The sequence below is a fragment of the Brachybacterium sp. AOP25-B2-12 genome (assembly GCF_052378625.1).
Classification (GTDB): Bacteria; Actinomycetota; Actinomycetes; order Actinomycetales; family Dermabacteraceae; genus Brachybacterium.
This window is the reverse complement of the sequence record NZ_JBQSXW010000012.1, coordinates 59,599-73,641: the sequence shown is the minus strand read 5'-3', so window position 1 is coordinate 73,641 and position 14,043 is coordinate 59,599. Positions and strand designations below refer to the sequence as shown.

The window sequence follows — 14,043 nt, the reverse complement described above, 5'->3', positions numbered from 1 at the left end:
GAAGAGAACACCGCATCGTGCCCATCGCCTTCCATCCGGACCCCGAACCCGACACCGACGTCGCCGCGGGAGCCGAGAAGGAATCGTCGCCCCGCACCCGCGACGCCCTGACCCAGCGGATCCTGGACCGCGGCGACGCCTCCGTCTCCGCGACGACCTACGACTCCCAGACCGACGGCGACCAGCTCGACCTCGCCGACCGCCGCGCCCTGCGCCGCGTCCCGAACCTCTCCACGGAGCTCGAGGACGTCACCGAGGTCGAGTACCGCCAGCTGCGCCTCGAGAAGGTCGTGCTCGCGGGCATCTACACGAGCGGCAACATCGAGGAGGCCGAGAACAGCCTCCGCGAGCTCGCGGCACTCGCCGAGACGGCGGGCTCCCAGGTGCTCGACGGCGTGATGCAGCGCCGCAACCACCCGGACCCCGCGACCTTCCTGGGCAAGGGCAAGGCCGCCGAGGTCGCCGAGATCGTCGCCGAGACCGGTGCCGACACGGTGATCGCCGACGGCGAGCTCGCTCCCAGCCAGCGTCGCGCGCTCGAGGACGTCGTCAAGGTCAAGGTCGTCGATCGCACCGCGCTGATCCTCGACATCTTCGCCCAGCACGCCCAGTCCCGCGAGGGCAAGGCGCATGTCGAGCTCGCGCAGCTCGAGTACCTGCTGCCGCGCCTGCGCGGCTGGGGCGAGTCGATGTCCCGCCAGGCCGGCGGCCGTGTCGCCGCGGGCGGCGCGGGCATGGGCTCACGCGGTCCCGGTGAGACGAAGATCGAGCTGGACCGCCGACGGATCCGCACCCGCATGTCCAAGCTGCGCCGCGAGATCGCCGACATGAAGCCGGCCCGCGAGGCCAAGCGGGCGGACCGCAGACGCCGCGAGGTGCCCGCGGTCGCGATCGCCGGATACACCAACGCCGGGAAGTCCTCCCTGCTGAACCGCCTCACGGGTGCCGGGGTGCTCGTGGAGAACGCCCTGTTCGCCACGCTGGACCCGACGGTGCGCCGCACGGCCACGCCCGACGGCCGCGAGTACACGTACGCCGACACCGTCGGGTTCGTGCGCCAGCTGCCCACCGAGCTCGTCGAGGCGTTCCGCTCGACCCTCGAGGAGGTGGCCGACGCCGACCTCCTGCTGCACGTCGTCGACGCCTCCCACCCGGACCCCGAGGGGCAGATCCGCGCGGTGCGGGCGGTGCTGTCGGACATCGACGGCTTCGACGTGCCCGAGGTGGTCGTGCTGAACAAGGCGGACGTCGCCCTCCCGGAGACGATCGCCCGGATCCGCAGCCAGGTGGGGGACAGCGCCGTCGTCTCGGCCCGCACCGGCGAGGGCATCGAGGAGCTCCGCGAGCTCATCGCCGAGCGCCTCCCGCGCCCGGAGGTCGAGGTCGACGTCGTCGTCCCGTACACGCGGGGCGACCTCGTCTCCCGTGCGCATTCCACGGGAGAGGTGCTCTCCGAGGAGCACGTCGCCGACGGCACCCGGCTGCATGCCCGGGTCGATGCGGCGCTCGCCGCGGAGCTCACGGCCGTCGCCTGAGCCTGTCCCAGAACGGGCTGGGCGCGCGCCATCGGAGGGTTCCCCGCCCGGGCGCCAGGGCCCTCGGACCCTGCGCGGCCCGCGGCGGGGCTCCCCGACATCGCTTCCACGTCGACCGCGGCAGGACGCCGCGGACGTGATGCGCGTCCCCGCCGCCGCGCCTCCCCGGGGCGCGGCGGCCACGCCACTACCCTGATCCGGTGCCATCCGCCCCCGTCCCCGAGCTCCCCGTCCTCCTGGACGCGGCGGTCGCCGCGGTGGGGGGTACGCCCCGCGAGGGCCAGGCGCACATGGCGGTCGCCGTCGACACAGCGATGAGCGGCGAACGGCACCTGCTGGTCCAGGCCGGCACCGGCACCGGCAAGTCCCTCGCGTACCTCGTGCCGGCCCTGCGCCATGCCGTCTCGACCGACCGCACCGTCGTGGTCTCGACGGCCACGATCGCCCTGCAGTCCCAGATCGTCCGCAAGGACCTCCCGCGGATCGTCGAGGCCCTCGCGCCCCATCTCCCGCGGACCCCCTCGTACAGCCTGCTCAAGGGGCGCAGCAACTACCTGTGCCTGCACAAGGCCACCGGCGGATACCCCGAGGACCTCGACCCGCAGGCGCTGTTCACCGAGGCGTCGGTCGACCCCGCGAGCGGAGCCTCCGAGCGCCTGGGCGATCAGGTCAGGCGGCTGCGGGACTGGGCCGAGGAGACCGACACGGGGGACCGCGACGACCTGGCCACCCCCGTCTCCGACCGTGCCTGGCGGCAGGTGTCGGTGACGGGCCCCCAGTGCATCGGCTCCTCGTGCCCGATGGTCGAGGCGTGCTTCGCCGAGCGCAACCGCGCGATCGCCCGAGACGTCGACCTCGTCGTCACCAACCACGCCCTCATGGCGGTCGACGCCTTCGACCGCCACGGGATCCTGCCCGAGCACGACGTGGTCGTCTTCGACGAGGCCCACGATCTCGTGGACCGCGTCACGAGCGCCGTCACCGAGCAGCTGACGGCCGGGATGGTCCGCGGCGTGGTGCGCCAGCTCCGGGGTCTCGGCGTCGCGGCGACCGCGCTCGATGACGCGGGGGAGTCCCTGCGCGCCGCGCTCGAGCTGGTCGGCGACGGGCGCGTCATCGGGGATCTCCCGGTGACCCTGCTGGACGCGCTCGTGCTCCTGCGCGGCGCCGCCCGCGACGCCCACGCGGATGCTCGGGACGCCGGGGATCCCTCGAGCGCCGCGACCGCCGGTGCCCGCAAGGCCGCCCGGGCCGATCTCCAGGCGATCATGGACGTGTGTGAGCGCCTCGCGGCTCCCGCCGACGACGACGTCGTCTCCGTCTCCCACTCCGAGGCCACGGGCCGCAGTAGCCTCCAGGTGGCACCGCTCAGCGTCGCCGGCGCCATGCGCGGAGCCGTCCTCGAGGAGCGCACCGTGGTGCTGACCTCGGCGACCCTTGCGCTCGGAGGTCGCTTCGAGCCCCCGGCGGGCAGCGTGGGCCTGCGGGCCGACGACCGCCAGGACCCCGAGGTCGCGCCCCGGACCGGGGGCCGATCGGCCTGGAGCGCGCTGGACGTGGGCAGCCCCTTCGACTACGGGCGTCAGGGCATCCTCTACGTCGCCCGGCACCTCCCGCCCCCGGGACGCGAGGGTCCGTCGTCGGCGATGCTCGATCACCTCACCGAGCTCATCGAGGCCTCGCACGGCGGCGCGCTGTGCCTGTTCTCCTCACGTCGTGCGGCCGAGCTCGCGGCCGACCACGTGCGCCTGCGCTCGTCCCTGCCCATCGGGCTGCAGGGGGAGGACTCCATCTCGAGCCTCGTGAGGACCTTCCGGGAGGACGACGCCGCGAGCCTGTTCGGCACGCTGTCGCTGTGGCAGGGCGTCGACGTGCAGGGCCGCGCCTGCCGCCTCGTGACGATCGACAGGATCCCGTTCCCGCGCCCCGACGATCCGCTGACGGCGGCGCGCCAGGAGCGCATCGGACGGCGCGGCGGCAACGGGTTCATGGCGGTGTCGGCCCAGCACGCGGCGTTGCTGCTGGCGCAGGGGGCCGGGCGGCTGATCCGGTCCACGGAGGATCGCGGGATGGTGGCGGTGCTGGATCCCCGCCTGGCGACCGCCCGCTACGGCGGCTTCCTCACGAGCGCCATGCCGCCGCTGTGGCGCACCTCGGACCCGCAGGCCGCGCTGTCGGCGTTGGGACGTCTGGCCCGCGTCTGACCGCGCGGGGCGCGCCGTCGGCGGTGGTGCGGAGTGCCGACGTCGATCCTGCGGCCGCCGCCCCCCTCGAGCGATCCTGGAGGATCGCGGCCGGGGGCTCGTGCGAGCTCAGACCGCGCGGAGCACCGCGACGACCTTGCCGAGGATCTCGGCGTGATCGCCCAGGATCGGCGCGAACGACGGATTGTGCGGCATGAGCCAGACGTGCCCGTCGCGCTGCGCGAACGTCTTGACGGTCGCCTCGCCGTCGATCATCGCGGCGACGATCTCGCCCTTCTCGGCGACGTTCTGCGAGCGCACCACGACCCAGTCTCCGTCGCAGATGGCGGCGTCGATCATCGAGTCGCCGACGACCGCCAGGAGGAACAGCTCTCCGGAGCCGACGAGCTGCTCGGGCAGGGTGAAGACGTCCTCGACCTGCTCCTCGGCGGTGATGGGCACGCCGGCGGCGATCCGTCCGACCAGGGGGACGGCGACCGACGGCGAGGTGCGCTCGGGGGCGATCTCGACGACCGAGGGGTCGTCGGCCTCGTCGGGCATGACGATCTCCATCGCCCGCGGGCGCTTGGGATCACGGCGCAGGAAGCCCTTGCGCTCGAGGGCCTGCAGCTGGTGGGAGACGGAGGACGGCGAGGTCAGCCCGACGGCGTCGCCGATCTCCCGCATGGTGGGCGGGTAGCCGCGGGTCTCGATCGCCCGGGCGATCGTCTCCAGCACGGTGCGCTGACGGGGGGACAGCTCCGAGCCGTCGACGGCTGCCTCCGGCGGGGTGCTCGGCGTCATCGTGCGTCCTCTCCTCGGGCGCGGGACCGTCCTGCGGGCCCTCGGGCCCCGGAACGATGCCGCGGGCTCCGCGACCTTCGTCTGTCGGACCCCCCTGGTGGAGTGATCCGTGTCCCCAGAGTAGGTCGGAGGGGGCCGTGGACCAAACACCTGTTCGATCGTGTCTTGCGTGTCGCGCCCCGGAGACCTACAGTCGTACACGTATTCGATCGAACAGGAGTTCGGACCATGACCACCATCTCGGCAGTGCAGGCTCTCCCCGGTCGCGTCGGCCCCCAGGTGCGGCGTCCGGATCGAACGTCTGTTCACCCCTCGCGACTCGAGCTCACGCGCCGTGGCCGCCTCGTCGCGAGCGCGCTCGTCTTCCTCGCGGTGCTCGCGATCGCGGCCACCGCGCTCGTGGCGCTCGGCACCCCCACCGCTCTCGCCTCGTGGGGTGACGAGCAGCAGTACGTGTCCGTCACGGTCCAGCCCGGGGACACCCTCTGGGGCTACGCCGAGCAGTACGCGCCCGCCGGGACGGATCCCCGCGACTTCGTCCTGACCATCCAGGAGGCCAACGGCCTCCCGACGGGGCACATCGCCACCGGATCGCAGATCGACATCCCCGTCGAGGGCTGAGCCGGCCGGCCCGCACGGGGTTCTCCACAGGGCCCGCGTCTGTCGGGTGCGGACGGTATCCTTGCGGGGTGCACTGCCCGTTCTGCCGTCATCCCGATTCGCGCGTCGTCGACTCGCGGACCTCGGACGACGGCGCCTCGATCCGCCGGCGTCGCCAGTGCCCGAACTGCTCCCGTCGGTTCTCGACGGTCGAGACCGCCTCGTTGTCCGTGGTCAAGCGGTCCGGGGCGACGGAGCCGTTCAGCCGCGCGAAGGTCATCGCCGGGGCGCGCAAGGCGTGTCAGGGGCGCCCGGTCTCGGACGATCAGCTCGCCGTGCTCGCCCAGCGGGTCGAGGAGACGATCCGCCAGTCCGGCCAGGCCGAGATCGATGCGCATCAGGTGGGGCTCGCGATCCTGCAGCCCCTCCAGGAGCTCGACCTCGTCGCCTACCTCCGGTTCGCGAGCGTGTACCGCTCTTTCGACTCCCTCGACGACTTCGAGGCGGCGATCTTCGAGCTCCGCGCACACCCCACGGGCGAGGTGCCGGAGGGCGATCGCTCCGTTCCCGGGTCCTCCCAGAATGCCTGATTGCTCCGGATGCGTGGACACGGTGCCGAGCACGCCCCGGATGCCCCTATGATGTGACGCGTGCGTTCGCGCACAATGGACCGGTGGTCGAGGAGGGGAAGCCTCGACCACCGGTCCTCCGTCTTCCCGGCGCCCGGTCCGAGGCGCCCACGGCGAAGGCGTCGCCCCGGGATGCTCGCGCGCCGTGAGCCCGGCGTGCGTCCCGGGTCGGTTCCTCGCTCAGACCGCCGTGCTCGCACCCACGCTCGCCGCCGTCAGTGCATCCCGCAGTGCAGCGGGCAGCGGCAGGGCGTGCACGATGTCCAGCCGCTGGGTGGGGCGGGTCATCGCGACGTAGAGGTCGCCGGCCCCCCGTTCATGGGCGCGGAGGACCGCGGCGGGCTCGACCAGGACGGCCCCGTCGAACTCGAGGCCCTTGGCGTCCTGCGCGGTCATCACGCCGATCACGTCGTCGATGCCGGCGCTGCCCACGCCCACTCGGGGCAGGTCCCCGTGCGCGCGGAGAGCCGCCGCGAGGGGTGCGACGTCCTCCTCGACGGCGATCACGGCGACCCGGGCCGCACCCTCGGCGAGGTGGAACCGCACGACGGTGGCCAGCGTGCCGGCGACGCCCTCCGTCGAGGCGGCATGCACACCCACGGGATGCTCCCCGTCCCGCACCGAGGTCACGGCGGCCACCGGCAGGTCCAGGCTCTCGGCGGTCGCGACGGCCACGTCCATGATCCGTCGGGGCGTCCGGTAGTTGACCGTGAGCTCCTCGACGTCGAGGCGATCGGCCACGAAGGGCTCCAGCGCGGTGGTCCACGAGGAGGAGCCCGCCGCCGCGGAGGTCTGGGCGACGTCGCCGACGATCGTGAAGGACTTGGTGGGGCAGCGGCGCATGAGCGAGCGCCACATCATCCTGGAGTTCTCCTGGGCCTCGTCGACGACCACGTGGCCGTAGGTCCAGGCACGCTCGGAGCTCGCCCGTTCGGCGAGGGAGCGGGTATCGCGCACATAGCTCATCTGCTCGGCGAGGTCCTCGGCGCGCACGACGCCGTGGGGGTCGACGTTCTCGAGCACCTCGCGCGCGTAGGCCACGTCGTCGGCGTGCCGTGCCCGCGCGGACTCGGCCTCGGTACGACGCAGGTCCCCGTCGCCGCCCAGGAGCTCGGCGACCTCGTCGAGCAGGGGGACGTCCTCGACGGTCCAGGGGGCGTCCTTGGGACGGACCAGGAGCTCCAGGGCCTCGTGCCCCAGGGTCGAGGGGGCCGCCGCCCGCATGCGGTCCGGTCGCGACAGCAGGATCCGGAGGAACGACTCGGGTGAGTAGGGCAGCCACGCGAGGTTCAGCGCGCGCCGTACGGCGGCGGAGTCCCGGAGGTCCGAGAGGTGCCCGCCGCGATCCTCGGGCACGACCGTGTGCCCGCGGGCGCTGAGGGCGCTCTCGTAGCGCGTCACCAGGCGGTCCAGCGCGGCCCGCACGAAGACCGATCGGGCCTCGTTGTGCGGTCGATGGGTCGCTCGGGCCTCGCGACGTGCCCCGCGGACGTCGTCGCGGGTCAGGACGACGCGGATCCCGTCGATGTCGAGCTCGGTGTCGTGCGAGGGCACCAGCTGACGCTGCTTGACGGCGCGCCCGAGGAGATCGGCCATCGCGAGGTCGCCCTTGATCGCCGCCACACGGTCGCTGTCGTGCAGCATCGTGTCGATCCCGGGGATCAGCTCGCCCGGCGTGAGCATGACGACCCCGGACTCTCCGAGGCTCGGCAGCACGCGCTCGATGTAGTGCAGGAAGCCGCGGGTGGGCGCCACGATGAGGACGCCCGCGTGCTCGAGCCGACGCCGGTGCGTGTACAGCAGGTAGGCGGCGCGGTGCAGCGCCACAGCCGTCTTGCCGGTGCCCGGGCCACCCTGGACGACCAGCACGCCCCGGGTCTCGGCCCGGATGATCCGGTCCTGCTCGGCCTGGATGGTCGCCACGATGTCGCCCATGCGGCCCGTGCGCTGCGCGCTCACGGCGGCCAGCAGTGCCCCCTCGCCCTGCAGGGCGAGATCCTCGGCGGCCCCCTCGGTCTCGAGCACGGAGGCGTCCAGGACGTCGTCCTCGAGGCCGACGACGGTGCGGCCGCGCGTGATGAGGTGGCGCCGGAGCACGACCCCCTGGCGATCCGCGCTCGTGGCCTGGTAGAAGGCGGCCGCCGCGGGCGCCCGCCAGTCCACCAGCAGCTGATCGCGCTCCGCCGTGAACAGCCCGATCCGTCCGATGTAGTGCCGGGCCGCGTCATCGGTGTCCAGGCGGCCGAACACGAGGTTCTGGGACGCCGTGCGCAGGAGCCCCAGACGGTCCTCGTAGAGCGCCACGAAGGCGTCCCGTTCGGAGCGGTTCTGATGGGTCGAGGCGTTCTGGGAATGCTGCGCGCGATCCAGGTTCTGCGCGACCTGCACCAGCAGCTCGTCGAGCCGCCCGTAGAGCACGTCCGTGTAGGACTGCTCATGAGCGATCTGATCGACGGATGGCTCCACGTCGGCCTCCCCATACCCGCGACGCCGGACACCGCGTCGATTCGGGCGATCCGGGCGGCGTGCCGTCGGCACGCGGTCATCCATTATGGTGGATCCGCCCGCAGGGCGAGAAACCATGGGGCGGGGAGGACGACGATGCGCGATCCGCGCGATCTGTACGCGTTCGAATCGGCCGAGGTCGTGGCCGCCGTGCCGCGTCGCGGGCTGACCTTGGTGCACGCCCTGCCGGGGATCGTGGACGCCGGCGAATCATGCCGGATCGCGGCGGCCTACCTCCGCGACAGCCTCCGCAACGTCCGCCTGGTGACCTTCGACGCCGACGAGCTCCTGGACTACCGGGGGTCGCGACCCCAGGCCGTGTTCGACGGGGCCTCGTTCCGCTCGGTCGAGCTGCCGGAGATGGCGCTCTACCTCGTCTACGACGAGTCCGACCGACCCTTCCTCCTGCTGGACGGGCCGGAGCCGGATCTGCAGTGGCGCCGACTGGCGCAGGCGATCACCGATCTCGTGGAGTACTTCGACGTCGAGTCCGTCGTGAGCATGAACGCCGTGCCGATGGCCGTCCCCCACACGCGGCCGATCGGTCTCATCGCCCATGCGAACCGACAGGCGCGCGAGCGCGACGGGATCGCGGCCGGGGACGACGAGACCGAGATCATCGTCCCCGCCTCCTTCGGTGCGCTGCTGGAGAGGGAGCTCGAGCGTGCGGGACATCCCGCCCAGGGCTTCGCGGCGCAGATCCCGCACTACCTCACGCGCTCGGACTTCCCGGCGGGTGCCCTGGCCCTGCTGCGTCGCGTCAGCGCCGCCACGGGCCTTGAGCTGCCGCTGGTGACCCTCGGCGACCTCACCGACGCCGCCGGGAGCGCTCTGGGGGACACGCTCGCCGACAACGACGAGGTGCAGGGGATCGTGTCCGCCCTCGAGCAGAGCTACGACGCCATGCAGGGCGGCGAGGGAGCCGGTCTCGCGACGACGATGGACATGCCCACGGCGGATGAGATCGGGGACCATTTCGAGAGGTTCCTCGCCCACCGCGACGACGATCCCGAGCCGGGCGACGCGCCGTCCTGAGTGGCGCATTCCTCAGCGGGACCGACCGACCGGACGGTGGGTACGTCCCGATTGCTCCGATATCGACTCTCCATGGGCCGCAGAACCGCGAAGTTCACCCGACGTTTCCCGACCCGTGGCGCGAAGGGGTGCACTCGCGGCGCTGCCGTGCCATGATGGTCATGTTGCAGTGATGAGTACGTCAGCAGTACGGCCTACGGCCCCGAACACCTTCCGGTGCGAGGATCCGTGGCATCTGGTGAACGACCCTCCCGTACCTCCGGGTGCGATGGCGTCACGAGCGGCTACAGGATCGCGTCGCGATCAGACGACACCGAATGAAAGATGGACGGAACATGGCACAGGGTGCTGTTAAGTGGTTCAACGCCGAGAAGGGCTTCGGCTTCATCGAGATCGACGGCGGCGGCGCCGACGTCTTCGTGCACCACAGCAAGATCGACATGGACGGGTACCGCTCCCTCGACGAGGGCCAGCGCGTGGAGTTCGACGTCACGCAGGGCGACAAGGGCCCGCAGGCCGAGAACGTCCGCCCCGCCTGAGCTGACCGACTGCGGGCTCGACCCGCGTCCGTGAACGGGCGACCAGGGATTCCCTGGTCGCCCGTTCCGCATGTCCGGGGTGCGGCCGGGCCGCCCGGGCACACCGTCGCAGGCTCGTGCGCCCACGCCGTCAGGGGGCGGGCACGTCCTCGACACGACCACCCGCCGCGAGGCGGTCCACCTCGGCGGGCGGAGCCCAGCGCACGCTCACCGGATCCGAGCGCAGCGCCCGGTCCAGACCGCCGGGAGCCGCGACGTCCGAGGCCACGAGCACGCAGTTGCCCCGACGCCTGCCGGCGAGCACCCCGGGCTCGGCGATGACGCCGACGTGCGCGAACGCCGTGCGCAAAGTCGTGATCTCGTCGGCGAGCGAGGCGCGCAGCGCCCGTGACCCGGCGCTGTTGACCAGGTAGGTCCCCCCGGGACGCAGGACCCGGGCCGCGTCGCGGGTGGCCTGCGCGGAGCGCAGGCGCGGCGGCGTGCGGTCGCCCGCGAAGACGTCCCGCACGAGCACGTCGAAGCGGTCCTCCCTCCAGCTCGCGAGGGCATCGGCCGCATCTCCGGCGCGGATCCTCAGGGCGGGGGCCCGCGGAAGGTCGAACCAGCTGCGGGCCTGCTCGGCGAGGTGGGCGTCGAGCTCGACGACGACCTGGTGCGCCCGGGGCCAGCGGGCCGCGAACGCGCGGGGCAGGGAGCAGCCGCCACCTCCCAGATGGGCGATCTCGCGCAGGGGGAGATCGGACCCGCGGAGCTCCGCGACCTCGACGAGGGCCGTCTGCATCCACCGCATGTACTCGAAGACCAGGTGCGAGGGGTCCGGGTGCTGGTAGGAGCTGGGGACGCCGTTGACCTCGACCAGCACGCCGCCGTCGGTCTCGCGGGTCAGGCGGACGGTGCCGGTGGGGACCGGGATGTCGATCCCGACGGCCCCCAGGTGGGGGAACGGGTCGCTCTGCCGTGTGCGTCCAGTGCGTCCCCGAGCCATGGGCCCACTCTAGGCAGGCCGCGGACGGACGGCGCGCCCGTGGCCGTCGGCGATCCCTCCCCAGGTGCAGAAGACCGGGCGGGCTTCGTGTGTCGGGGGTGCTCCGTAGCGTGAGGTCACGGTCGCACGGAGCGGCCGCGGGGAGGAGGCCCGCCATGACCATCTCGACGACATCCAGGACATCCGCGCCACCCACGGGGACCCCGGAGCCCGCGGCATCCGCGGCGCCGAGGAGTCGCACGTCGGGGCGTGCCCCGCACGCCACGGCACGTGCCTCCCGCGCGCCGATCTCCTCTCCCCCCGAGCCGGGCGTCGAGGCGAGCGCCGTCGCCCAGCGCCGGGTCCGCGAGGACCTGGAACGCCTCGACCGGGCACTCGTGGTGCTCGAACGGTGCGAGAGCCTTCTCGTCGAGGCCGAGCAGCTCCGCGAAGAGGACCCCCGCGCCTCCTTCGAGCTCGTGCATCGTGCGGCGCTGCGCGCGGCAGGCGTCGTGATCGAGCAGGCCAACCGCGGGCGCGTCCGGCGCCTTCCGCTCAACGCCTGGACCGCGTTGAGCCGCTGCGGTGAGCTGCATCGGGAATGGGCGGCGGAGGTCGCACCCATGGTGGCCGAGCGTTCCCGCCTGGACGCGCATCCCGCGGCGCGGGTCGACCCGGCGCTGCGCGACACCCATGCACGCCGGACCCGTGAGCGCATCGCGGCCGTCCGTGCGGAGATCACCGTCGCGCTGCTGCCGGCGGTCGTGGGCGCGGGTGCATGAGCGGCGGGCGCGGCAGCACGCCCTCCCCGGCTCGTTAGCATGGTGGGCCGCGCGGTCGGACGACGGGAGGTGAGGGGATGTCGGGAGCTGACAGCACCATCCTCCACCTCGACATGGACTCCTTCTTCGCCTCGGTCGAGATCCGGGACGACCCGGAGCTGCGAGGACTCCCGGTCGTCGTGGGCGGCACCGGACGGCGCTCCGTGGTCGCGGCCGCGAGCTATCCAGCGCGCACCTTCGGGATCCGGTCGGCGATGCCCATGGAGGCCGCTCGGCGGCGGTGCCCGGATCTCGTGATCGTGCCGCCGCACATGGAGCGCTACCGTGCGGCCTCCCGCGACGTGATGGCGGTGCTGTCCTCCGTGTGCGCCGACATCGAGCAGATCAGCATCGACGAGGCCTTCCTCGACGTCCGCGGTGCGCGACGCCAGTTCGGGAGCGCCGAACAGATCGCGACGATCCTCCGCGGTCGGATCCGGGACGAGCTCGATCTCCCCAGCAGCGTGGGCGGCTCGGTCTCGCGCACCGTCGCGAAGATCGCGTCGGCCCGCGCCAAGCCCGACGGGCAGCTGATCGTCCCCGCGGACCAGACCGCACCGTTCCTCGCGCCCCTGGACGTGCGCGCGATCCCCGGCATCGGGCCGGCCGCCGCGTCCTCCCTCGAGCGTCTGGGGGTCACCCGGATCGGCCAGCTGGTCGACCTGCCGGTCACGACGCTCCGACGCGCCGTCGGCCCGAGCGCCCCGAGGATCCTGCACGTGGCGCGCGGTGAGGACCGGACGGGACTGGTGCATCAGGTCCGGGACCGCTCGCTGGGCACCGAGCACACGTACGAGGAGGACATCTCCGATCCCGCCGAGGTGCGGCGACGGCTGACGGCGATGGCCGACGACGTCGCCGCCGATCTCCGTGCCCACGGCTTCACCACGCGGACCGTCGCCGTGAAGCTGCGGGCACCCGATGGCACCACGATCACGCGATCGGCAACCTTCGCCCAGGCGACCGACAGCGGCGAGCGGCTCCGTGAGCACGTCGTCGCCCTGTGGGAGCGGGTCGCTCCGCAGCTGCCGCGGATCCGCCTGGCGGGCGTGCGTGCCGAGCAGCTGCGGGGCGCCGAGGACGGCGCGGCACCCTCGGAGCTCACCGGGAGGACGGCCGGTTGGCAGGACCTCGAACGGGCGATGGACCGCGCGCGCGCGCGCTTCGGGGGCGTCACGCTCGCGCGGGGTTCGACCCTCCCCCCGCGCGGCGAGGACGGGCCGCGCACGCGGGGACCCGGCACCGCCGACGACGCCCGGACGGGGCACGCCGGGACCGCCGACGGCGCCCGGACGGGGGCCACCCGGGGCGGGGGAGGTCGGACCGCGGGAGGCGGACGGGACCGGTCCCTGTGAACCCCCGTGCCATGCCGGGAGACCGTTCGGTCCGGACTGTTCCGATCCACAGGCCGCACGTCTATCCTTGGGGGACTTCCGGAAGCATCGATGACGATCCGGAGGATCGAACTGGACCCCAGTTCCGCACCGAGGAGTATCGACGATGCCTCTTTCCGATCACGAACAGAAGATGCTCGACGAGATGGAGCGTCAGCTCTTCGCCGACGATCCCAAGCTCGCGCGCGCCTTCCATGCGTCCCCGCAGCAGCGTCGCAGCCGGCGTCGGATCATCCTGGGCCTGCTCGGCGTCGGCATCGGCCTCGCGCTGCTCGTGCTCGCCGTGGCCCTCCCGGCCATCTGGCTGGGTGTTCTCGCCTTCCTGATCATGGTCGCCGGCGGCATCGCCGCCGTGACGGCTCCCTCGCGCACCACGGAGGGCGAGCCCGCCGAGGCGGACGGACGCTCGACCGCAGCCGCGTCCCAGTCCGCCTTCCTCCGCCGGATGGAGGAGCGCTGGGAACGCCGCTCCGGGCCCGACGGCCCCGCCTGACCCGGCACCGCCCCGTGGGGCGGCACAGCCTCCACCGCATCTGACGACGCGCCGCTCCCTTCGGGGGCGGCGCGTCGTCGTGCGAGGTCCTCGGACCTCGCTCGCCCCCGGGTCGAGAGCGCATCCTCCTCGGGCGCGGACCCTCACCACGATGCCCGCGCCGTTGCCACGGCACCGTTGCGCCCCGGTCTCGGCGGCGCTCCCCATATCGCTCCACCCCGGTCTCCAGGGTGATCCCCATATCGCTCTACCCCGGTCCCGAGGGCGCTCCCCACATCGCTCCACTCCGGGTCCTCCACGGCGCCCCACCGGGCCGAAGGTGTGCGCGCCCGGGGCGTGGCGGGTGATCCCGAGGAGCACCGCACGAGCGGTCTGTCGCGCAGAAACCCTCGATGACCAGGGGCGACGTGCCTCGGGCTGCACCCGGGGTCCTCCGGCTCCCGGTCGTCGTCCGTGCCAAGGCGCACTTGCCCACCTCGTCCGCGCGACACCCCTGCGCGCGAGCGCCGCGCCCAGGGAGCCCGCAGCGTGCGAATCTGCT

12 protein-coding genes are annotated in these 14,043 nt (G+C 73.0%); 9 read left to right on the top strand and 3 right to left on the bottom strand.

Annotation, left to right across the window (positions count from 1 at the left end; translation table 11 throughout):
• The first annotated feature begins 17 nt into the window (after positions 1–17).
• Entirely contained in the window at positions 18–1,535 is a 1,518-nt protein-coding gene (gene hflX / locus ACT3TZ_RS10245; protein ID WP_444583316.1) for a GTPase HflX, read from the top strand.
• A gap of 200 nt (positions 1,536–1,735) precedes the next feature.
• On the top strand, positions 1,736–3,739 hold the full coding sequence (locus ACT3TZ_RS10240) for an ATP-dependent DNA helicase (protein ID WP_444583315.1): 2,004 nt from the start codon (positions 1,736–1,738) through the stop codon (positions 3,737–3,739).
• A 108-nt stretch (positions 3,740–3,847) separates the two neighbouring features.
• Here ACT3TZ_RS10240 and lexA read toward each other — a convergent pair whose 3' ends face one another.
• Positions 3,848–4,522: a transcriptional repressor LexA gene (gene lexA, locus ACT3TZ_RS10235; RefSeq protein ID WP_444583314.1), complete on the bottom strand. Its 675-nt coding sequence runs from the start codon at positions 4,520–4,522 to the stop codon at positions 3,848–3,850.
• Positions 4,523–4,750: 228 nt separating this feature from the next.
• Between lexA and ACT3TZ_RS10230 the strand changes: the two genes are divergently transcribed.
• Together ACT3TZ_RS10230 and nrdR are read left to right on the top strand one after the other, a co-directional pair.
• Complete coding sequence (locus ACT3TZ_RS10230) at positions 4,751–5,143, top strand: LysM peptidoglycan-binding domain-containing protein (protein ID WP_444583313.1); 393 nt, start codon at positions 4,751–4,753, stop codon at positions 5,141–5,143.
• A gap of 68 nt (positions 5,144–5,211) precedes the next feature.
• On the top strand, positions 5,212–5,712 hold the full coding sequence (gene nrdR / locus ACT3TZ_RS10225; protein ID WP_444583312.1) for a transcriptional regulator NrdR: 501 nt from the start codon (positions 5,212–5,214) through the stop codon (positions 5,710–5,712).
• Between the two features lie 219 nt (positions 5,713–5,931).
• On the opposite strand, the gene ACT3TZ_RS10220 is transcribed toward nrdR, so the two are convergent.
• Positions 5,932–8,334 (bottom strand): HelD family protein, encoded by a 2,403-nt coding sequence (locus ACT3TZ_RS10220; protein WP_444583311.1) that lies wholly within the window; start codon positions 8,332–8,334, stop codon positions 5,932–5,934.
• 18 nt (positions 8,335–8,352) lie between these two features.
• On the opposite strand from ACT3TZ_RS10220, the gene ACT3TZ_RS10215 reads away from it, so the two are divergent.
• Both ACT3TZ_RS10215 and ACT3TZ_RS10210 read left to right on the top strand, forming a co-directional pair.
• A complete protein-coding gene (locus ACT3TZ_RS10215) occupies positions 8,353–9,291 on the top strand; it encodes a proteasome assembly chaperone family protein (protein ID WP_444583310.1) in 939 nt (312 codons plus the stop codon).
• Between the two features lie 335 nt (positions 9,292–9,626).
• The gene (locus ACT3TZ_RS10210; RefSeq protein ID WP_444583309.1) at positions 9,627–9,830 is read left to right on the top strand and encodes a cold-shock protein; all 204 of its coding nucleotides are present in this window, start codon (positions 9,627–9,629) and stop codon (positions 9,828–9,830) included.
• 130 nt (positions 9,831–9,960) lie between these two features.
• Here the strand turns inward: ACT3TZ_RS10210 and ACT3TZ_RS10205 are convergent, their stop codons facing one another.
• Complete coding sequence (locus ACT3TZ_RS10205; RefSeq protein ID WP_444583308.1) at positions 9,961–10,815, bottom strand: spermidine synthase; 855 nt, start codon at positions 10,813–10,815, stop codon at positions 9,961–9,963.
• A gap of 155 nt (positions 10,816–10,970) precedes the next feature.
• Between ACT3TZ_RS10205 and ACT3TZ_RS10200 the strand changes: the two genes are divergently transcribed.
• From ACT3TZ_RS10200 to ACT3TZ_RS10190, 3 genes are all read left to right on the top strand, one after another.
• Positions 10,971–11,576 carry an SAV_6107 family HEPN domain-containing protein gene (locus ACT3TZ_RS10200; RefSeq protein WP_444583307.1) on the top strand — a complete coding sequence of 202 codons (606 nt, stop codon included), beginning with the start codon at positions 10,971–10,973 and terminating at the stop codon, positions 11,574–11,576.
• A 77-nt stretch (positions 11,577–11,653) separates the two neighbouring features.
• The gene (dinB, locus tag ACT3TZ_RS10195) at positions 11,654–12,970 is read left to right on the top strand and encodes a DNA polymerase IV (protein WP_444583306.1); all 1,317 of its coding nucleotides are present in this window, start codon (positions 11,654–11,656) and stop codon (positions 12,968–12,970) included.
• A gap of 145 nt (positions 12,971–13,115) precedes the next feature.
• Complete coding sequence (locus ACT3TZ_RS10190; protein ID WP_444583305.1) at positions 13,116–13,502, top strand: DUF3040 domain-containing protein; 387 nt, start codon at positions 13,116–13,118, stop codon at positions 13,500–13,502.
• The last annotated feature ends 541 nt before the right edge of the window (positions 13,503–14,043 follow it).